Source organism: Thiocystis minor, assembly GCF_016653465.1.
In the GTDB taxonomy this organism is placed as follows: Bacteria; Pseudomonadota; Gammaproteobacteria; order Chromatiales; family Chromatiaceae; genus Chromatium; species Chromatium minus.
Window position 1 is genome coordinate 20825 of sequence record NZ_NHSQ01000190.1, and the last position, 20067, is coordinate 40891.

General features: G+C 62.5%; 16 protein-coding genes and 1 tRNA gene. 9 read left to right on the plus strand and 8 right to left on the minus strand.

Translation table 11 applies throughout. From position 1 onward, the window contains the following. Positions 1 to 9: 9 nt before the first annotated feature. From pheS to CCR95_RS23970, 6 genes are all read right to left on the minus strand, one after another. Positions 10 to 1041, minus strand: a complete 1032-nt coding sequence (pheS, locus tag CCR95_RS23945; RefSeq protein WP_201099123.1) for a phenylalanine--tRNA ligase subunit alpha — start codon at positions 1039 to 1041, stop codon at positions 10 to 12. Positions 1042 to 1232: 191 nt separating this feature from the next. Then, positions 1233 to 1589: a 50S ribosomal protein L20 gene (rplT, locus tag CCR95_RS23950; protein WP_014778018.1), complete on the minus strand. Its 357-nt coding sequence runs from the start codon at positions 1587 to 1589 to the stop codon at positions 1233 to 1235. Between the two features lie 32 nt (positions 1590 to 1621). Next, positions 1622 to 1819: a 50S ribosomal protein L35 gene (gene rpmI / locus CCR95_RS23955; RefSeq protein ID WP_014778019.1), complete on the minus strand. Its 198-nt coding sequence runs from the start codon at positions 1817 to 1819 to the stop codon at positions 1622 to 1624. A gap of 147 nt (positions 1820 to 1966) precedes the next feature. Then, the gene (gene infC / locus CCR95_RS23960) at positions 1967 to 2500 is read right to left on the minus strand and encodes a translation initiation factor IF-3 (RefSeq protein WP_014778020.1); all 534 of its coding nucleotides are present in this window, start codon (positions 2498 to 2500) and stop codon (positions 1967 to 1969) included. 59 nt (positions 2501 to 2559) lie between these two features. Beyond that, positions 2560 to 4479, minus strand: a complete 1920-nt coding sequence (thrS, locus tag CCR95_RS23965) for a threonine--tRNA ligase (protein WP_201099125.1) — start codon at positions 4477 to 4479, stop codon at positions 2560 to 2562. A gap of 180 nt (positions 4480 to 4659) precedes the next feature. Then, positions 4660 to 4736 (minus strand) — tRNA-Val (locus tag CCR95_RS23970). Positions 4737 to 4852: 116 nt separating this feature from the next. Between CCR95_RS23970 and CCR95_RS23975 the strand changes: the two genes are divergently transcribed. From CCR95_RS23975 to CCR95_RS24005, 7 genes are all read left to right on the plus strand, one after another. Then, positions 4853 to 6385, plus strand: a complete 1533-nt coding sequence (locus CCR95_RS23975; RefSeq protein ID WP_201099127.1) for a fumarate hydratase — start codon at positions 4853 to 4855, stop codon at positions 6383 to 6385. Between the two features lie 231 nt (positions 6386 to 6616). Continuing rightward, complete coding sequence (locus tag CCR95_RS23980; protein WP_201099129.1) at positions 6617 to 7198, plus strand: hypothetical protein; 582 nt, start codon at positions 6617 to 6619, stop codon at positions 7196 to 7198. Positions 7199 to 7264: 66 nt separating this feature from the next. Next, positions 7265 to 7702 carry a YqaA family protein gene (locus tag CCR95_RS23985; protein ID WP_201099131.1) on the plus strand — a complete coding sequence of 146 codons (438 nt, stop codon included), beginning with the start codon at positions 7265 to 7267 and terminating at the stop codon, positions 7700 to 7702. 181 nt (positions 7703 to 7883) lie between these two features. Beyond that, the gene (locus tag CCR95_RS23990; protein ID WP_201099133.1) at positions 7884 to 8900 is read left to right on the plus strand and encodes a YhdH/YhfP family quinone oxidoreductase; all 1017 of its coding nucleotides are present in this window, start codon (positions 7884 to 7886) and stop codon (positions 8898 to 8900) included. Positions 8901 to 9014: 114 nt separating this feature from the next. Beyond that, complete coding sequence (locus CCR95_RS23995; RefSeq protein ID WP_201099135.1) at positions 9015 to 9983, plus strand: ABC transporter ATP-binding protein; 969 nt, start codon at positions 9015 to 9017, stop codon at positions 9981 to 9983. Beyond that, the gene (locus CCR95_RS24000; protein WP_201099137.1) at positions 9976 to 12957 is read left to right on the plus strand and encodes a Gldg family protein; all 2982 of its coding nucleotides are present in this window, start codon (positions 9976 to 9978) and stop codon (positions 12955 to 12957) included. Before CCR95_RS23995 ends, CCR95_RS24000 begins: the two co-directional genes overlap by 8 nt. Beyond that, positions 12954 to 13997, plus strand: coding sequence for a DUF4340 domain-containing protein (locus CCR95_RS24005; protein ID WP_201099139.1), 1044 nt, complete (start codon positions 12954 to 12956; stop codon positions 13995 to 13997). The genes CCR95_RS24000 and CCR95_RS24005 overlap by 4 nt, the downstream gene beginning before the upstream one ends. 230 nt (positions 13998 to 14227) lie before the next feature. Here CCR95_RS24005 and CCR95_RS24010 read toward each other — a convergent pair whose 3' ends face one another. Then, a complete protein-coding gene (locus CCR95_RS24010) occupies positions 14228 to 15466 on the minus strand; it encodes an EAL and HDOD domain-containing protein (protein ID WP_201099141.1) in 1239 nt (412 codons plus the stop codon). Continuing rightward, positions 15467 to 15820: an Hpt domain-containing protein gene (locus tag CCR95_RS24015; protein ID WP_201099143.1), complete on the minus strand. Its 354-nt coding sequence runs from the start codon at positions 15818 to 15820 to the stop codon at positions 15467 to 15469. It abuts the gene before it with no gap. Between the two features lie 146 nt (positions 15821 to 15966). On the opposite strand from CCR95_RS24015, the gene CCR95_RS24020 reads away from it, so the two are divergent. Continuing rightward, complete coding sequence (locus tag CCR95_RS24020) at positions 15967 to 18096, plus strand: EAL domain-containing protein (RefSeq protein ID WP_201099145.1); 2130 nt, start codon at positions 15967 to 15969, stop codon at positions 18094 to 18096. Continuing rightward, positions 18093 to 19790, plus strand: coding sequence for an ATP-binding protein (locus CCR95_RS24025; RefSeq protein WP_201099147.1), 1698 nt, complete (start codon positions 18093 to 18095; stop codon positions 19788 to 19790). The genes CCR95_RS24020 and CCR95_RS24025 overlap by 4 nt, the downstream gene beginning before the upstream one ends. Positions 19791 to 20067: the final 277 nt, after the last annotated feature.

A 20067-nucleotide genomic window follows, 5' to 3' on the forward strand; every position in this document is an offset into this window, starting at 1 on the left:
GACAAACCATCAGGCAAACTGGCGCAGGTATCTTAGGTCATTATCGAAATTGAGCCGGATATCGTCGATGCCATAGCGCAGCATGGCGAGCCGCTCGACGCCCATGCCGAAGGCGTAGCCAAGATGGCGCTCGGGATCGATCCCGACATGCTTGAACACCTCGGGATAGACCATGCCGCAACCGAGCACTTCCAGCCAGCCGGTCTGTTTGCAGACCCGGCAGCCGTCGCCGCCACACATCACGCACTGAATGTCGACCTCCGCCGAGGGTTCGGTGAAGGGAAAATAAGACGGTCGAAAGCGCAACTCCAGATCGCGCTCGAAGAAGTTGCGCAGAAAGTCGTAGAGCACGCCCTTGAGGTCGGCGAAACTGACCTCCTCGTCGACCAGCAGACCCTCGACCTGATGGAACATGGGGGTATGAGTCAGATCGGAATCGCAACGATAGACCCGGCCCGGCGCGATGATCTTGAGCGGCGGGGCCTGCTGTTCCATGACCCGAATCTGCACCGGCGAGGTATGGGTGCGCAACAGCCGGTCGGCATCGAAATAAAAGGTATCGTGCATCGCCCGCGCGGGATGATGCGCGGGGATGTTGAGCGCCTCGAAATTGTGATAGGCGTCCTCGACTTCAGGCCCTTCGACCACGGCGAATCCGGCGTTGGCGAACAGACGCTCGATGCGCCGCAATGCTCGGGTCACGGGGTGCAATCCGCCCGGCTGCTGTCCGCGCCCCGGCAGGGTGATGTCGATCCGCTCGGCGGCAAGTCGCGACGCCAGCGACACCTGTTCCAGGACGGTCCGGCGCGCATCGATGGCGCTCTGGACGGCAACCTTTGCCTGATTGATCTCCTGCCCGGCAGCGGGACGCTCCGCAGCCGGCAGCGTGCCAAGCTGCTTGAGCAGGACGGTCAAGTCGCCCGTCTTGCCCAGATAGCGCACGCGTACCTGATCGAGCCCCATGAGATCCGCTGCCTTCTCGATGGCGACAAGAGCGGCTTCGCGCAAAGAGGCGATACCGAGTTCGGTTTGTTCGACCATGCTTTAAACCCGCAACGTTGAATCTGGTTAAACCGCGTCGACTCAGACGCCAGCAAGCTCGGACGAGGCCAAGCCAATTCACAAACGATGCCTATCACGCCAGACGCGGTTTAATGTCGCAAACGAAAAGAGGGAAAGACCTGGGCCTTCCCCTCTCTGTCGATGGCGGACGCGGACGGAATGGCGTCGAATCAGGCCAAGGCCGTCTTCGCCTGTTCGGCAAGCGCCGCGAAGACGACGCTGTCATGGTAGGCGACATCCGCCAGCATCTTGCGATCAACCTCGATCCCGGCCTTTTTGAGACCGTCGATCAGGCGGCTGTAGGACAGACCGTTCTCGCGCGCCGCCGCGTTGATACGGGCGATCCAGAGGGTACGGAACTGGCGCTTCTTCTGGCGACGGTCGCGGTAGGCATACTGTCCGGCCTTGATGACGGCCTGCTTGGCAACCCGATAGACCTTACTGCGGGCGCCATAATAGCCCTTGGCCTGGTCCAGCAGCTTTTTATGTCGGGCATGGGCGGTTACGCCGCGTTTTACTCTTGGCATCCTGAATCTCCGATCGCTTCGTCAAGCGCGTTTTAACAGTAGGGAATCATCCGCAGCGCGGAACGAACATCCGACTTATGCAGCCGCTTGGGCGCGCGTAACTGGCGCTTCCGCTTGGTGGGCTTCTTGGTCAGGATGTGGCGCCGGTGGGATGAGTGGCACTTGACGTCACCGGAGGCGGTGCGCTTGAAGCGCTTCGCGGCTCCGCGATTGGTTTTAATCTTGGGCATTTTTCTTCACTTCGCGATTGATCGATGATTTTGATGCGACGACGGCATTTGCCGTTGACTGATTGACGCATCGGATGCCGATGGCACCCGATGCCAGACGACTGGACACCCGGAACGATTTGCTCCGAGGCCAACGTCCGATCGCCGCTATTTCTTTTTGGGTCCCAGCACCATGACCATCTGACGCCCTTCCATGAGCGGCTGTTGCTCGACGATGCTGAGCGGGGACAAATCACCCTCGATGCGCTTGAGCAGATCCAAGCCGAGTTCGCGGTGGGCATGTTCGCGCCCACGAAAGCGCATGGTGACCTTGGCCTTATCCCCTTCCTGGAGGAAACGGGTCAGGTTGCGTAGTTTGACCTGATAGTCTCCCTCGTCCGTGCCTGGACGAAATTTCACTTCCTTGATCTGAACCTGCTTCTGTTTTTTCTTGGCTTCGTTTTTCTTCTTCTTCTGATCGAAGAGAAACCGTCCGAAATCCATCAACCGACAAACCGGCGGATCTTCCGTCGGCACGATCTCGACAAGGTCCATGCCCGCCGTGACGGCCATTTCCAGGGCCTCGCGGGTATTGACGACCCCGACCTGATGTCCATCCGCGCCGATCAGCCGGACCTCCGGTACGTTGATCTCCTTGTTGACGCGGTTTCTCTTTGGTGCAGCGATAGCAGGTTCCTCCAAAAACACAAATGAAAACGGCCGGGTAACCGCGCTCGCGGTCGCCCTCGCCGAGCCGAACGTTAGTGGATTCGGTTCGCGACCTCTTCCCGCAGGCGCCCGATGAAGGCGTCGAGTTCGAGAATTCCGAGATCCTGGCCCTGACGGTCGCGCACGGCGACGGAGCGGGTTTCGACCTCGCGATCGCCGACCACGATCAGATAGGGCACGCGTTGCAGGGTGTGCTCGCGGATTTTAAAGCCGATCTTCTCGTTTCTCAAGTCGATTTCGGCACGGAAGCCCTTACCGCGCAAGGTCTTAGCGACCTCCTTGACATAGTCCGCCTGACGGTCGGTGATATTGAGCACCACCGCCTGAACCGGTGCCAGCCAGAGCGGAAACAACCCCGCGTAGTGTTCGATCAGAATCCCGATAAAGCGCTCGATCGACCCCAGGATGGCGCGATGGATCATCACCGGGGTCTGCTTGCTGTTGTCCTCGGCGATATAGTGCGCGCCAAGACGGCCCGGCATGGAAAAATCGACCTGGATGGTACCGCATTGCCAGGCGCGGCCGATGCTGTCGTGCAGGGTGAATTCGATCTTGGGGCCATAGAACGCGCCCTCCCCCGGCTGCACCCGGAACCTCAGCCCCTTGTCGGTCAGCGAGCGTTCGAGCGCCGCCTCGGCCTTGTCCCAGAGTTCGTCGGCGCCGACCCGCTGCTCGGGCCGCAACGAGAGGGCCAGATCGATGTCGGTAAAACCGAAATCCCGATAGGTCTCGAACACCATGTCGATGAGCGTCGCGACCTCGGGCTGAAGCTGGGTCTCGGTGCAGAACACATGGGCGTCGTCCTGCGTGAAGCGGCGCGCGCGCATCAGGCCATGCAGGGTGCCGGAGGGTTCGTTGCGGTGAACCACGCCGAACTCGGCGATCCGCAGCGGCAGGTCGCGGTAACTCTTGAGACCCTGATTATAGAGCTGGATATGGCCGGGACAGTTCATCGGCTTGATGGCGTAATCGCGGTCATCGAGCTGAGTCGTGAACATGCCGCCGGCGAATTTGTCCCAATGGCCGGAACGCTCCCACAAGGAACGATCAAGGACTTGAGGCGTCTCGACTTCCTGGTAGCCGTATTCGTCGAGCTTCTCGCGCATATAGGCTTCGGCGAGACGATAGACGGTCCGCCCCTTGGCGTGCCAGAAAGCCATGCCCGGCGCTTCGTCCTGAAAATGAAAGAGATCGAGCTGCTTGCCGAGTTTGCGGTGATCGCGCTTCTCGGCTTCTTCCAGGCGAGCCAGATAGGCGGTCAGTTCTTTTTTGTCGCGCCAGGCGGTGCCATAGATGCGCTGGAGCATGGCGTTATTGGAGTCGCCACGCCAATAGGCACCCGCCAGCTTGGTGAGCGTGAAACCGTTGCCGAGCTTGCCGGTGCTAGGGAGATGCGGGCCGCGGCAGACATCGAACCAATCGCCTTGACGGTAGATGGAAACCGCCTCGCCCTCGGGGATGATGTCCTCGATAATCTCGACCTTGTAGCGCTCGCCCAGTTCGCCGAAGCGACGCTTAGCCTCTTCCCGATCCCAGACCTCGCGCATGATCGGCAGGTCGCGCTTCACGATCTCGTGCATGCGCGTCTCGATGCGTTCCAGATCCTCGGGCGTGAAGGGTTCGTCGCGGGCGAAGTCGTAATAGAAGCCGTTTTCGATCGCCGGCCCGATGGTCACCTGGGTGCCGGGATAGAGTTCCTGAACCGCCTGCGCCATGACATGCGCGGCATCGTGGCGCAGCAACTCCAGTGCCGTTGCCTCGTCCCGGCTGGTGACGATGGCGAGTTCGGCATCGTGTTCGACCAAAAAGGAAGTATCGACCAGCGCCCCGTCGACGCGCCCGGCAAGCGCGGCCTTGGCGAGACCCGAACCAATGGAAGCGGCGACCTCATGGACGGTGACGGGTTGCTCGAACGGACGCTGGGAGCCATCGGGAAGGGTGATCAGAGGCATGTCGAATCCTAAGAGTTCAGTGGTGATCGATACGAGGGATCACGTGAGTCGTTCAGTGCGGCCCAATCGTTGCGGAACGCGGACTTGATGGGCAACAAAAAAGCTATCTGCCTTCAGCGATTGACTCTCAGCCTTGACGTGACGCTGAAAGCTGATTGCTGAAGGCAGACAGCCAGTATTTGGTAGGCGCGATTGGACTCGAACCAACGACCCCCACCATGTCAAGGTGGTGCTCTAACCAGCTGAGCTACGCGCCTGTCGTTAAGAGCTGGGAAATGTACAGAAACCGTCGCCGAACCGCAAGCATTTTTTGCGACGATCCGCGACCTGACTATACTGACTGTCTTCGTCAGCCTCAATCCAGGCAAACCCGATGACCATCATCCGCGAGACCGATTTTATCGAGAGCATCGCCGATGCGCTCCAGTTCATTTCCTACTATCACCCGCGCGACTACATCCAGGCACTGGCCGCCGCCTACACGACCGAGGAATCCCCGGCGGCCCGCGACGCCATGGCCCAGATCCTGGTCAATTCGCGGATGTGCGCGGAAGGACATCGTCCGATCTGCCAGGACACCGGCATGGTGGTCGTCTTCCTGAAGATCGGCATGAATGTGCGTTGGGAAGCAACGCGAAGCGTGCAGGCAATGGTCGACGAGGGCGTGCGTCGAGCCTATCGGGATCCCGACAACCTGCTGCGCGCATCCATGGTCTCGCCGCCGATCGGTGCCCGCAAGAATACCGGAGACAATACGCCGGCAGTAGTCCACATGGAGCTTGTGCCAGGCGATACAGTTGAGGTGCGACTGGCCGCCAAGGGTGGCGGCTCCGAGAACAAATCCAAGTTCGCCATTCTCAATCCGAGCGACAGCCTGGTCGATTGGGTGCTGAAAACGGTCCCCACCATGGGGGCCGGCTGGTGTCCGCCCGGCATGCTCGGTATCGGTATCGGCGGCTCGTCGGAGAAGGCGATGCTGCTGGCCAAGGAGTCCTTGCTCGGACCGATCGACATCCATGAACTCAAGACACGCGGCCCCTCCGGCCCCATTGAGGAATTGCGCCTGGAACTCTATGAGAAAGTCAACGGGCTCGGCATCGGCGCTCAGGGGCTAGGCGGCCTGACCACGGTGCTGGATGTCAAGATCCTGACCTATCCGACCCACGCAGCCTCACTCCCTGTTGCCATTATCCCCAATTGCGCAGCCACCCGACATCTGGAGTTTACCCTGGATGGCTCGGGTCCGGTGACATTGACGCCGCCAAGTCTGGACGACTGGCCCGAGATCGTCTGGGATGCCGCCACCGGCGCGCGCCGGATCGATCTCGACGCCATCACGCGCGAGGAAATCGCCACCTGGAAACCCGGCGAACGGCTTCTGCTCTCCGGCAAACTGCTGACCGGGCGCGACGCCGCGCACCAGCGCATCGCCGACCTGCTCGACCGGGGCGAACCGTTGCCAGACGGGGTCGATCTGCACAATCGGTTCATCTACTATGTCGGCCCGGTCGATCCAGTGCGCGACGAGGTGGTCGGCCCCGCCGGCCCCACCACGGCCACCCGCATGGACAAATTCACCGAACGGATGCTCGGCGCAACCGGATTGATCGGCATGATCGGCAAGGCCGAGCGCGGCCCGACGGCCATCGAGTCGATCAAACGCCATGGCGCCGTCTATCTGATGGCCGTCGGCGGCGCGGCCTATCTGGTCGCCAGGGCGATCAAAAGCTCCCGCCCGATCGCCTTCGCGGATCTCGGGATGGAAGCGATCCGCGAATTCGAGGTCGCGGACATGCCGGTCACGGTCGCGGTCGACAGCCGGGGCGAATCGGTTCACCAGACCGGCCCGGCCGAATGGCAGAGCAGGATCGGGCTGATCCCAGTCGAAGTTATGCCTCAGTCGTGACGAACTCCATCGGAACAGCACCCCAGCGGCGTCAAGCTCCCGCATACCAGCCTGATCGAAGAAGCTGTTTGGAACTCCCCTCTCAAGCCAATCGGTTGGACATCAATTTGATCATCGCCAGATGAATCCAAGATCACTCCGGAAAGCCGGAAACCGAGATGCCCGTCTTTTCGGAAATGATGAAAATAGCAAATCCCGCTTCTTCGTCAACCGCCGCACCGGAGAACCAAGATGACCTCGCGCTTCTTGATCCGCTACACCACGATCTGCCTGACGGCCCTCCTCCTTGGAGCCTGTCAAACACTCGTCCGCGAGTCCGTTTCGGGCGACTGGATGGAAATCCCGCCAGGGAGCGCGCTACGGCTTAAACAACCGATCCAGATCCCGCCCGGCCGCACCCGCGCTTACTTTGCCGCGGGCCGCGCGACGGCCACGGGGACAAGTTGCGTGATCGAGGTCAGACGCCTCGCCCCAGACGAGAGCCAGACGATCCAGGCCGGCCGATACGGGATCACGCGCGTTCAGGATTATGTGGCTCTGGTCTCCAGCGTGGATCGTCCTCCCGGCGCGGATGGCAACGTCCGGTTTCAGTTCGCGAGCCATGGCGACAGCGGGGGGTCGCCGATGGTCCGGTTCGGCTATCATTTCTGGCTCGATCACCGCCAGGATCCCAACCTGATGCGCATTACCTGTCTCGGGCGCCACGACGATCCGGCCTCCACGCGCCCGCCGACCCTGGTTGAAATCCAGGCGGTCTTAGGCGATCAGGCGACACTTGAACTGGCTGGCGCGGCGACGATGCCGGGATCCTGACCGCCGGTCCAGTGGCGCTTTTGCCTACCGAGCTGATTTGGTCTGAATGCGGCGCGTCATTCCCTGATGTGGGACATTTCTGGTTATCTGGCCCTGTTCCTGGCCGCGCTCGGCGCGGGCTCGCTGCTGCCATTGCAGTCGGAAGCCCTGTTGGTCGGACTCCTGCTCGCGGACGCCCATTCGGTCTGGGCGCTGCTGACGGTGGCGAGTGTCGGCAATGTCCTGAGATCGCTGGTGAACTGGCGGCTCGGGTGGTCCCTCGAACAGGTCCGCCACCAAGCCTGGTTTCCGATCAGCGATCATGCGTTGGCGAAGGCCCAGACGTTCTATCGTCGTGCCGGACACTGGTCATTGCTGCTGAGTTGGGTGCCGGTCATCGGCGATCCGCTCACTCTGATCGCCGGCTTGCTGCGCGAGCCCTTCTGGCGCTTCCTGCTCCTGGTGACGCTGGCCAAGAGTGCGCGGTATCTGATGCTGGGCGCGCTGACGCTGGAATGTATGTGAATCTGCCCGATCCGCGTTGGATCGGGCGAGCAGTCATCCGCTGGACGATCAGAGGGCCATGCGCTGGGTCGAGGAGCCGAATGATCCGGGCCGCCTTCCAATACTTAGGTTGCTCGATGCCCTGGGCTTTGGTACGCAGATCCAACGGCATCTAACGCACTGAGCACAAGAGGTAGATCCAATGAGCCATTATTCCGCTTTTCGCATCCATCGCGACGACCAGGGCCATCATGCCGGAATCGAGACCCTGCCCAAGCCCGAGCCAGCCGCCGGCGAGGTGCTGATCCGGGTCAGTCACTCCAGCGTCAACTATAAGGACGCGCTGGCGGGCACTGGCAAGGGCAAGATCCTGCGAACCTTTCCGCTGGTCGGCGGCATCGACGCCGCCGGGCGGGTCGAGCGCTCCAACCACCCCGACTTTCAACCCGGCGATGCCGTGATCGCCACCGGCTGGGGCATGAGTTTCGATCATGACGGCGGGTATGCCGAGATTCTCTGTGTGCCCGGCGACTGGCTAGTGCCACTGCCGGACGGACTCGACGCGGCTTCGGCCATGATCCTGGGCACCGCCGGCTTCACGGCGGCACTGGCCGTGCAGCGCATGCTGACCAACGGTCAGCGCCCGGAACTGGGTCCGATTCTGGTCAATGGGGCCAGCGGCGGGGTCGGTTCGATGGCCATCGCCATCTTCGCCCGGCTCGGTTACGAGGTCGTCGCCATCTCGGGCAAACCGCCGCTGCGCGAATGGCTCGCCGGATTGGGCGCCAGCCGCATCCTCGACCGCGACGCGCTGGCCGCGGCCACGCGCCCGCTGGAGCCAGCGCAATGGGGCGGTGCGATCGACAATGTCGGCGGCGATCTGCTGGCCCGGATCACCCGCACCATGGCGCCCGGCGGCAACATCGCCGCCATCGGACTCGCCGGCGGTCATGAATTCCACGCCAGCGTCATGCCTTTCATCCTGCGCGGCGTGAGTCTGCTCGGCTGCAACTCGGTCGACATCCCCGCCCCGCCCCGCGCTGAACTCTGGCGGCATCTGGCGAGCGACTGGCGCCCGGCCCAACTGGAAACCATGGTGACAGAAACAATCGGTCTTGAAGGTCTGCCCGAAGTCTTCGAGCGGATGCTCGCCGGTCAGACGCATGGGCGGATTCTGGTGACGCCATCGCTTCTCGGCGACCCTCGGTCTGGCGTCTGACGGAGAGATTGAAATTTGCCTCTTGCGCGACGCCCCGATCTTGGATCAAATTTGCGCCCAAGCGGTCTATCCGACTTTCCTCAGACTTCCCGGCGAACGAAGGAGTTACCCCCAATGATCGAGGTTCGCGAGCTTAGTCGTCAGTATGGCGAGCTAAAGGCGGTCCAGGACGTCTCGTTCGACATCGGTCACGGCGAGATCGTCGGTCTGCTCGGGCACAACGGTGCCGGCAAGACCACCATCATGAAGATGCTCACCGGCTATCTCGAACCGAGCGCCGGAACGATCCGCGTCGACGGACTGGACATTGCCAAACAGCGTCGCACCATCCAGCGGCGCATCGGCTATCTGCCCGAGAACTGCCCGCTTTATCCCGAGATGACGGTGCTGGATTCGCTGGATTATCAGGCATCGCTGCACGGACTCACCCCGCGGCGCCGCGCCCCCGCCATCCGGCGCGCGGTGGAGCGAACCGAACTCGGCGCCAAGGCGACCGCCGTCATCGGCACCCTGTCACGCGGCTACCGCCAGCGGGTCGGCGTGGCCCAGGCGATCCTGCACGAGCCGGTCATTCTCATCCTGGACGAGCCGACCAACGGGCTCGATCCGTCCCAGATCCAGCATATGCGCGGCCTGGTGCGCGAACTGTCCGCCGACGCGACCCTGATCATCTCGACCCATGTGCTGCAGGAAGTCGAGGCGGTCTGCGGGCGGGTGCTCATCATGCGCGGCGGACGGCTCGCGCTGGACAGCGGATTGAACGCCATCGGACGCCAGCCACGGTTGATCGTCACGCTCGACCGCGCGCCGGCGGAGGCGGAACCCCTGCTGTCCGGGGTGGCCGGAATCGCTGGAGCGGCCCTGTTGGATCAGGATGGCGATCTGCGCCGCTATGCGCTGGAAACGACCGATCCGCACGCGGCCGCCCCGGCGGTTGCCGAGGCGGTCGGTCGGCAACGCTGGCCGCTGTTTGGGCTGGAGACCGAGCGCCAGGATCTGGAAGCGCTCTTCGGCGCCGTCACCCTGGAGACGCGTACCCCACAAACGCTCGGGCCGCAACCGGCGGAGGCCACCCATGTCTGAAATTCTGCGTGTCGCCCGCCGTGAACTCGCGGCCTTTTTCGGCTCCCCGGTCGCCTATCTCTTCATCGGCACCTTTCTGGCGGTGTCGCTCTTCGTCTTTTTCTGGGTCGACGCCTTTTTCGCCCGCAATATCGCCGATGTGCGTCCCTTGTTCGAGTGGATGCCGATCCTGCTGATTTTCCTCTGCGCGGCGCTCACCATGCGGCTGTGGAGCGAGGAGCGGCGGGCCGGGACGCTGGAGACGCTGCTGACCCTGCCGGTGACCACGCCCAGGCTGGTGCTGGGCAAATTTCTGGCCGCGCTGGGTCTGGTGAGCGTATCGCTGGCACTCACGCTGCCCCTGCCGCTCACCGTCGCGCTGCTCGGACCGCTCGACTGGGGGCCGGTCCTCGGCGCCTATCTGGCGACCCTGCTGCTCGCCGCGGCCTATCTGTCGATCGGTCTCTTCGTCTCGTCGCGCACCGATAATCCCATCGTGGCGCTCATCGGCGCCACACTCGTCTCCGCGCTCCTCTATCTGATCGGCTCGCCGGCACTCACCGCGCTGGTCGGTCATGGCGGCGGCGAGCTGCTGCGACTCATCGGCAGCGGCGCGCGCTTCGAGTCCATCACCCGTGGCGTTCTGGACCTGCGGGATCTGTATTACTACCTCAGTCTCGTCGGGATCTTTCTAACCCTGACGGTCTACAGCCTGGAGCGTCTGCGCTGGGCTGAACACGGCGCCAATCCGCGTCACCATCGCCGCTGGAGTCTGCTCACGGCGCTCACCGTCGCCAATCTGGCCGCCGCCAATCTCTGGCTGCATCCGGTCTCCGCGATCCGCGCCGATCTCACCGAGGGACGGCTCTACAGTCTCTCCGAAGCAACCCAAACCTATCTCGACCAGCTCCAGGAACCGCTGCTGATCCGTGGCTATTTCAGCGCCCAAACGCATCCCTTACTGGCCCCACTGGTTCCGCAATTGCGCGATCTGCTGAAAGAGCTGGAGATCGCCGGCCAGGGCCGGGTGCGGGTGGAATTCGTCGATCCGCAGCAGTCCCCGGAGCTGGAGCGCGAGGCCGGCGAGCAATACGGCATCCGCCCGGTCGCCTTCCAGACCGAGACCAAATATCAGGCGTCGGTGGTCAACTCCTATTTCGACCTCCTGGTGAAATACGGCGATCAATTCGAGACTCTGGGTTTTCAGGATCTGATCGAAGTCAAAGTGCGCGGCGAATCCGATCTGGACGTGCGTCTGCGCAACCCCGAGTACGACCTCACCCGCACCATCAAGAAGGTGCTCTACGGCTATCGGGGCGGCGGCGACCTCTTCGCCAGTCTCTCCCAACCGCTGCACTTCCAGGGCTTCATCTCGGCGGCGGAGGCGCTGCCCGAGCCGCTGCCGGCGCTGCGTCAGGAACTGGAAGCGCTGCTGGGCGAACTGGCCGCGACATCCGCCGGACGCTTCAGCTTCGAGATCCAGGATCCGGCGGCCGGAGATGGCGCCTTGGCCGCGCGCATCAAGGATCAGTTCGGTCTCGAACCGCTGCTGATCAGCCCCCTGGATCCAACTCCTTTCTATTTCTATATGCTCTTGCAGCCCTTTGACCAAGTGCCTGACCGTGCTTCGGCTTTGCTTAGCACAGGGAGCGGAGTCGAAGGGGTGCAGATTCCTCTACCCGAATCGCTCGACCGCGCTGGCCTGAGCCGTGCCATCGAGGCCGCAATCAAGCGGTTCGCCCCCGGCATGCTCAGGACGCTGGCCATCTATACACCCTCCCCCGCACCCCAGGATTTCGGGATGGGCATGACCGCGGAGAGCGACTACAGCCTGCTGCGACAGAGCCTGCAAGAGGGCTTTGCACTGCGCGAAACGGATCTGACCTCCGGACAGGTTCCAGAGGACGCGGATCTTTTGATGGTCATCGGGCCGGAGACTCTGGACGAGAAGCAGCAGTTCGCCATCGACCAGTTTCTCATGCAGGGCGGCACAACCGTCCTGGCAGCATCCAGCTTCAACGTCGACCTCGCCAGCGGCTCGATCTCGGCGCGCCGCACAGCCACTGGACTGGAGGACTGGCTTGCTCACCAGGGGCTGCATTTGGAGCCGACGCTGGTTCTCGACCCCCGGAATACGCCCTTCCCGATCCCGGTCCAGCGCGACCTTGGCGGCTTCGCCGTCCAGGAAATCCAGACACTCGACTATCCCTATTTCCCGGACGTACGCGCGGACGGACTTGCCGAGACATCCGGGATCACGTCCAATCTGGGCCAAATTACCCTGAACTGGTCATCGCCGATCCGTATCGACACCGAGCGAAACGCCAATCGGCAGGTGATCGAGCTGATCCAAAGTTCTTCCGAAGCCTGGACCAGCGCGTCGGAAAACATGCAGCCGGACTTCGAGCAGTATAGCCCTCTCGGTTTTCCGCGCGGCGACGATCAGGGACGCAAGTTGCTGGCCGTGGCGATCGAAGGCCGGTTTCAGTCGCCTTTCGCGGGCAAACCCTCGCCGCTGATCGCCCGGGAAGAGTCCGAAGAGCCGACGCGCAAGGATGACGAAACGACTGACCAAGCCACCGCCGAGGAGACGGAAAAGCCGGAGCGGACCCCGCCAGTGATCTCTGGTGTCGTGGAGACCTCCCCGGCATCGGCGCGCCTGATCCTGATCGGCTCGTCGAGTTTCCTCACCGATACCGCGATCAGCCTGGCGAGCGAGGCGACCCAGAGCCGCTATCTCAAGCCCGTCGAATTGATCCAGAACGCGGTGGACTGGTCGCTTGAGGATCGTGGACTGCTGACCCTGCGCGGACGCGGCCAATTCAGCCGTCTGCTCGATCCCATCAGCCAACAGGGCCGGCTCTTCTGGGAGTCGCTGAATTATGTGCTGGCGCTCGGCGGACTGGCGCTGGTCTATTGGCTGTATCGACGACTGCGCTCCCGGCGCGAGCAAACCTATGCGGCTATCCTGGGCAATGGAGGAACCTTGTCATGAGTTCGCTGAACACGACCGTCCCCCGCCCGGATTCCGGCTGGGCACCCGATCTGCGTTCGCCGCCGGTGATCGCGCTGGCGCTACTGCTGAGTTTGCAACTATTGCTCGCGCTCGGACTCAGCCTGAGAGCGCCGGGAATGGCTGCCCTGACCGCCCAAACGCCCCTGCTCGATTTCGCCCCGGACGACGTCGTCCGTGTCCGCATCGAGGGCGCGAGCGGAACCGAAGCGGTCACGCTTCGTCGAACGCAAGGGCAACAGTGGGTGCTCGCCGATCTCGGCGACTTTCCCGCCGCGCCCTCCAGGGTCGAGCCGTTGCTGACCCAGCTCGCCGACCTGAAGCGCCCACTGCCCATCGCCACCAGCGAGGAGGCGCGCAAACGCTTCAAGCTGACCGACGACGGCTTCGAGCGCCGCCTGACGCTGGAGGGAAAGGACGGGCCGCTCGCGACCCTGCTGATCGGCGACTCGCCCGGTTTCCGTCGTCTCTTCGCTCGCCCGGCGGGCGATCCGGCGGTCTATGAGCTGAATTTGGCATTGTCCGACTTCTCCGCTCGTCGCGATGACTGGCTCGATGCGGAGCTTCTGCGTCTGGATCAGGAGCGGATTGTGCGCGTCGCTGGCAAGGATTGGGCGTTGGTCAAGGAGGGGGATGTGTGGGGCTTGGAGAACAGCGAACAGCCGGTCGACCAGAGCACTGCCAATGCGCTGGTCACGCAGATGGCCAATCTCGGTTATCGTGGCGTGCTCGGCACTGAGGACGCTCCCGCGTATCGGCAGCAGGAGCCAAAACTTGTGCTCGACCTTGGACTCGATGACGGCACCGCGCGGACCTACCGGATTTCACAGGCCGAAAACAGCGAGGACTATGTACTAAAAGATGCGGAGAAGCCCTATTTCTTCAAGCTCTCCGCCTTCGATCTGGACGGCGTGCTCGATCTGGATCCGGTCAAATTGACGGTAAAACCCGCGTCGCCGGACACGTCATCCACGGAGACGCAGCCGCCGTCCGCGCCGACCGTGGAGACGGAACAGCCCTGACAAAACCGTCGATGGGCCTGTAGGGCGAATTCATTCGCCACGTCGGTTGTGCGGATGCAGGGATGCAGGGGCGAAGAGGCGAATGAATTCGCCCCTACGGCGATGCCGCTCAACATCGACGTTGAGCGCATCGATCCGAGCCTTGAAACAGCGGCGGGGCGGCGATCATCCTACACGAAGACAATTGATGACGCGCCCTAAGCGAAACCGAAGGTTGCCGCGTGCCAGACTCACCGCGACAACTCGATCAAGCGATCCCTGGCCCAGGAGATCGCTTCGAGATAGAGACGCGAGAGCGCTTCCGGGGTGGCATCCAGTTCGTCGGGCAAGGGATTGTCCGCACTCTCGAAGGCGTCGATAACCTCCAGCACGAGGGCCATCTGGCCTTCCCGATTCAGCAGCGCGGCGGTCATTTCCGGACTCAGCTGAATCTGGCGCAGAATCTCGGCCAGCGGGACGCCGAAGAGTCGGTCGATGCCGGAGAGCAGGCCGAGCGTGAAAAAACGCTCGGCATCCTCCTGGCGACCGCACGCCGGCGCCAGCAGTTCGCTCATGCGAGCCCGGATCAAGGCCAGTTCCATGGCCTGCGGATTACCGGATGCCGCGCGCAGCGAGAGCAGCAACGCCCATTGGCCGATGAGTTTCCGGCCCAGCAGCAACAGCGCCTGACGGATCGACTCGATCGGCTCGGGCCGGCGAAAACGCGCGCTATTGACCAGCTTCAGCATCTCGATGCTCAACGCCGCATCGCTGGTCACCAGCCGCTCCAGTTCATCCAGGGTACTGCCCTCCCGCTGCAGAATCTCCAACAGACGTAGCAGCACCAGCGCGCCGCTGCCCATGCGGTGACCCTCGACCACGTTGGGATAGGAGAGAAAAAAGCCCTGGAAATAGGTAAAACCCAAACGCCTGGCAAGCTGATACTCCGCCTCCGTCTCGACCTTTTCCGCCAACATCCCGACCCCCAGTGACGCGCAATCCTCGGCTTGCCGCGCCAGGGCCGTGCGGTCCAGCCTGCGGACATCGATCCTGATGATCGCGGCAACCTCACGCGCCACGGTCGGATCGGTCAGCAGATGCCGAGCGTCCATGACCAAGCGAAAGCCCCGCGCCGCGAGCGCGCGTGCCACGCCCACGCTGTCTGGATCAAGCGGGCAATCTCGGAAGATTTCGAGCGCGGTCTGCCCGGCGGGCAAGGCCGCGAGCAGATCGCTGTCGAGAAAATGGCGGGGCAAGGTCATGAAGGCAAGGCGGTCGCCCACCAGATTCTCGACGCCGATATCGACGAAGATGCTGCGCAAAAGGTCGGAGGTCGTGGAGTCCTCGTCGGTGTCCGGATGGTTCGTTCCTGGAGCGGGTGCCGAATGACCGCCGCGAAACAGCAGTTCAAAGCCGACGATCAAGCCACGGGCATCGAAAATCGGCTGCCGGCCTACGAAAACCGGCTGCGTGTTTGACGGCAACGTCATTCAGGATTCCGCGCTCACGTAGCCGCGTTCGCTCAGTTCGGCGACCGTCTGGCGGGCAATCTCCGGCAGATTCGTCATGATCGAAGAGGTCATGTCCGCATCCCCCTCGCGGGCATGGCGCTCCAACGCCGCCGCCGCCTCGGAGAGCGCGAGCGCGCCCAGATTGCCCGCGCCACCCTTGAGCGAATGGGCAATGCGGGCGATCTCGGCGTGATCGGCCTGGTCCAAATGCGTATCGAGAGCGGTTAGCTGATGACCGAGCTGGTCGACGAAACTGTCCGTGATCGCACGGAGATCCTCCTCCCCCAAGATTTCAAGCAACTCATCCAATACCTCAATATCCAAATAGGTCATTCGGACCCCCAGTCCTGTTCGCGGCAGATCGTTTGAGCAAACGGCATCTTCAATCTCAAGCGCTTCCTTGAGATGTTACGGTTGATTATAGTGCCGTCAGTTATCCGATTTAACCTGTAAATTGGCTCGACGGGCGGAGACGTATAGTGGGCGATCACGAAGACAGGCAGGACCATCGCGATCTCTTGCTGATCGTCGACGATGATACACCGACACGACAGTTACTTCGCGGCGTCCTTGTCCGCCAGGGATTTCGACTGATCGAGGCGGCGAATGGCGCGGAGGCCGTCGAGCTGTTCGAGCGAGAACGCCCCGCGCTGGTGCTGCTCGATGTCATGATGCCGATCATGGATGGTTTCGAGGCTTGTTCGCGCATGCGCGGACTCGACCAGCGCGAGGGAACGCCGCTCATCATGCTCACTGGCGCCGACGATCTGAAGGCCATCGACAAAGCCTTCAGCGCCGGCGCGACCGACTTCATCACCAAACCGATCAACTGGACCCTGCTCACCCAGCGCGTCCGCTATGCCCTGCGGGCCGGACAGCTTGGCCGCGAGGTTCGCCAGAACCGACTCCGGCAGGAGGCGGCGAGACGGATCGCCAAACTGGTATTTTGGGAATGGCGTCTCACCGACGACTCACTTCGCTGGTCCGACGATCTAGATGCGCTCATCGGTGTCGCCAGCCATGCGATGAGTCATGTGGAGGATTTTTATGCAGCCATCCACCCGGAAGACCGCGGGCGCGCCAAACGTCTGATGAATATCGTCCGTCAATCCAAAGGACAGATCGAGATGGAGCTGAGAATGAGCACGACCGGACAGGACCGGCTGGTGCGCATGGTCGGCGAACGGGGCGTCCAGGGCAGCGACAACGACTTGGTGCTCGGCGCTTTTCAGGATGTGACCGACCTGCGCCACACCGAGGCGCTGGTGGATTATCTGGCCTTGCACGACGAACTGACCGATCTCGCCAATCGCCGGCTGTTCCTGCGCCGGATCGGCGAGACCCTGGAAGAATTGAAGGCGGGTCCGGACGCAACCCTGCTCGTGGGCTGGATCGATATTGCGCGCTTTCATCGTCACAACGAGGCTCTGGGCGAAGCGGGCGGGGATCTGCTGCTGACCCGGCTGGCGCAGCGTCTGCGCGAACTGGTCGCCAAGCAGGACGCGGTCGCCAGGGTCGGCGGCGACGAGTTCGCCCTGATGCTGCGCGCCCCGCGGATGGCCGAGGCGGTCGATCGTTTCGAATCCATTCTGCTGCATCTGCGGCGGCCGTTCCAGGTGGATCAAGGCGAAACGATTTTGACCTTTTCGTCGGGCATCGCCTGTTTTCCCGAGCATGGGATCGACGCCAACCAGTTGCTGCTGCTGGCGCAGGACGCGCAGCGGCTGGCGCAGAGTCAGGCCAGGCCCATGCTCGTGGCATCCCCCAGCGCGCCCTCGCAGTCACGCTTCACCGAAGCCCTGGCGGTTGAGCGCGCCTTGCACACCGCGCTGGAAAAACAGGAATTCTTTCTGGTCTATCAGCCGCAGATGGATCTGCGGAGCGGGAACATTGTCGGGGTCGAATCGCTGTTGCGCTGGCGGCACCCGACCTGGGGCCTGGTGCCGCCGACCCGCTTTATCACCCTGCTGGAAAGTCTGGGATTGATTTCGGCGGTCGGACAGTGGGTGCTGGACGAAGCGTGCCGACAGTCCCGGCGCTGGGAGCAAACCGGGTTTGATCTGCGGGTCGGGATCAATCTTTCGCCGCGCCAGTTTCTCGAACCGGACCTCTTCGCCAGGATCCAGCGGGCCATCCAGACCAGCGGGGCCAGTCCCGCCCGGATCGAGCTGGAAATCACCGAAAGTCTCGCGATGCAGGATCCGGCCAATGCGATCGCGCTCCTGGGACGGCTGCGGGAAACCGGCATCAAAATCGCCATCGACGATTTCGGCATCGGTCATTCCTCCCTGGAATATCTGCTGCGCTTTCCGATCGACGCCATCAAGATCGATCGGGCCTTTGTTTCCAATATCACCCGTGTCCAGGCGGATCGGGTGATCGTGCGTGCCGTGACCGCGATTGGCCAGACCATGGGTCTGAGCGTCATCGCGGAGGGGGTCGAAACCCTGCGCCAATGCGACTTTGTCGATGCGCTGGGAGTCAGCGAAATCCAGGGCTATCTGATCGGAAAGCCGATGGAGCCGGAACGCATCGAGTCGCTCCTGGAAACCTTCGTTCGCCCTGGATCCGCAACGCACGAACACGCTGATCGTTCAACCGTCCCATGAGCCTGTCCGCCGAAACCGCGCTGCTCTACGAACTCGCGCTCGCCATCGGCGACAGCACGGAACTGGAGCCGATGCTGCGCCGGTTTCTGGTGGACATGCTGCGACTCCTCGACGGCAGCGGCGGCGCCATCCTGCAACTGCAAGGTCAGGAAGGTGTCGAATCGGATCCAATCGTCTGCATGCTCCCCCGCAACCTGGCCCGACATCCCTGTTACAGCGCCTTCTGGAAACACTGGTCGCCGACGACCCTCTATGAAGCGCTTGCCCAGCAGCCAGACGAATTGCCCCTGATCTCCCTTCAGGACGGCTGCGCCGTGCATGCCTTCCGCCTGACCGATTTCGGCCTTCTGATCTTTCTCCGCCGCTGCGACGTCGGGGTCTTGCCGAGCCACGTCCAACTTGCCTTTGCCCCTCTGGCGCGCAAACTGGCCAATGCCTCCCGGGCCTGTCTGTTCGAGGGGAAAATGCGACGGGCCGAAGCGGAGATGCGCCGGGCGCTGGACCTCGCAGAGGCCGCGAACGCAGCGAAAAGTCAGTTCATCGCCAACATGAGCCATGAAATCCGCACCCCGATGAACGGGATCCTGGGCATGACCGAACTGGCCCTGGACACCGAGCTGACCCCGACCCAGCGCGAGTATCTCAACATCGTCAAGTCATCGGCCGAAACGCTGCTGACCATCCTGAACGACATCCTCGATTTCGCCAGGCTCGATGCCGGCAAGATGCACATCGAAGCGATCCCCTTCGATCTGTCGGACTTGGTCGCCGAGACGCTCAAGGCGATTGGCATACGTGCCCGGAACAAGGGTCTGGAACTGGTCTGCGATCTGCCCGCCGACCTGCCCCGGCAAAGCCTGGGCGATCCGGGACGACTCCGTCAGGTGCTGATGAACCTCTGCGACAATGCCATCAAATTTACCCCGACGGGCGAAATCGAGGTCAAGGTACGATCCAGCCCCAATCGGGATCCGCAGCTGGACGATATCCAGATCACCGTTCGCGATACCGGCATCGGGATTCCCGCCGCAAAACTCGCGGAGATTTTCGAGGCATTCAGTCAGGCCGATGCCACCATCACCCGCCAGTTCGGGGGCACTGGGCTGGGTCTGAGCATCAGCGCCCGTCTGCTCGAACTCATGGGCGGACAGATCCGGGTTGAAAGCCGCGAAGGTCAGGGCAGCGCCTTTGATCTGATCCTGCCGCTCGCCCGCGTCGAACCCTCCGCGCCCTCCCCGCCGCCGTCGCGGCACAAGCGCGCGCTCGTCGTCGACGACCATCCGACGCAAACCCCGCCACCGCAAGACGAACGACAGGGCGCGCGGATCCTTCTGGTCGAAGATAACCCGGTCAATCAACAGCTCGCCCGTAAACTGCTCGAACGATGGGGTCACGAGGTCACCCTTGCCGAGAATGGCAAAATCGCCGTCGAGCTGTTCGATCCATCCGCCTTCGACCTCGTGCTCATGGACATGCAAATGCCGGTCATGGACGGCATCGAGGCGACGCGTCGGATCCGCGACAAGGAGCAAGGGTCCGCGCGCACTCCCATCGTTGCCATGACCGCCAACGTCATGGCCAGCGACCGGGCGCGCTGTCTGGAGGCAGGCATGGACGAACATCTCCCCAAACCGCTCCGACCCAAGCATCTCGAAGAGATGATCAGGCGGTTTACGGGGCAAGCGGCAAGATAAGGCAACTCCCCGCAAATAATCGGGCAATGCCTTCCAATCACGATCAGCGAGGAAGCACGAATCAAACCACTGCACGGCGTTTTGGAATGGGGCGTCCGCGATGATCGTTGTCGTTGTCGAATCGAATAACGACAACGACAACGACAACGACAACGACAACGACAGCAAGAACTCGCAACGTTTTACCTTGCCGCTCATAAAAACCTACTCAAACCTAATCTGAGCAAGTCTGTTCACGCCGTCAACACCAGTGCGGGCGAACCCGTCTGACCTAGCT

Bases quoted from the DNA above. Each gene is read 5' to 3' on its own strand.
- pheS (WP_201099123.1), bottom strand. From the start codon at position 1,041: ATGGTCGAACAAACCGAACTCGGTATCGCCTCTTTGCGCGAAGCCGCT.
- rplT (WP_014778018.1), bottom strand. From the start codon at position 1,589: ATGCCAAGAGTAAAACGCGGCGTAACCGCCCATGCCCGACATAAAAAG.
- rpmI (WP_014778019.1), bottom strand. From the start codon at position 1,819: ATGCCCAAGATTAAAACCAATCGCGGAGCCGCGAAGCGCTTCAAGCGC.
- thrS (WP_201099125.1), bottom strand. From the start codon at position 4,479: ATGCCTCTGATCACCCTTCCCGATGGCTCCCAGCGTCCGTTCGAGCAA.
- CCR95_RS23975 (WP_201099127.1), top strand. From the start codon at position 4,853: ATGACCATCATCCGCGAGACCGATTTTATCGAGAGCATCGCCGATGCG.
- CCR95_RS23980 (WP_201099129.1), top strand. From the start codon at position 6,617: ATGACCTCGCGCTTCTTGATCCGCTACACCACGATCTGCCTGACGGCC.
- CCR95_RS23985 (WP_201099131.1), top strand. From the start codon at position 7,265: ATGTGGGACATTTCTGGTTATCTGGCCCTGTTCCTGGCCGCGCTCGGC.
- CCR95_RS23990 (WP_201099133.1), top strand. From the start codon at position 7,884: ATGAGCCATTATTCCGCTTTTCGCATCCATCGCGACGACCAGGGCCAT.
- CCR95_RS23995 (WP_201099135.1), top strand. From the start codon at position 9,015: ATGATCGAGGTTCGCGAGCTTAGTCGTCAGTATGGCGAGCTAAAGGCG.
- CCR95_RS24000 (WP_201099137.1), top strand. From the start codon at position 9,976: ATGTCTGAAATTCTGCGTGTCGCCCGCCGTGAACTCGCGGCCTTTTTC.
- CCR95_RS24005 (WP_201099139.1), top strand. From the start codon at position 12,954: ATGAGTTCGCTGAACACGACCGTCCCCCGCCCGGATTCCGGCTGGGCA.
- CCR95_RS24010 (WP_201099141.1), bottom strand. From the start codon at position 15,466: ATGACGTTGCCGTCAAACACGCAGCCGGTTTTCGTAGGCCGGCAGCCG.
- CCR95_RS24015 (WP_201099143.1), bottom strand. From the start codon at position 15,820: ATGACCTATTTGGATATTGAGGTATTGGATGAGTTGCTTGAAATCTTG.
- CCR95_RS24025 (WP_201099147.1), top strand. From the start codon at position 18,093: ATGAGCCTGTCCGCCGAAACCGCGCTGCTCTACGAACTCGCGCTCGCC.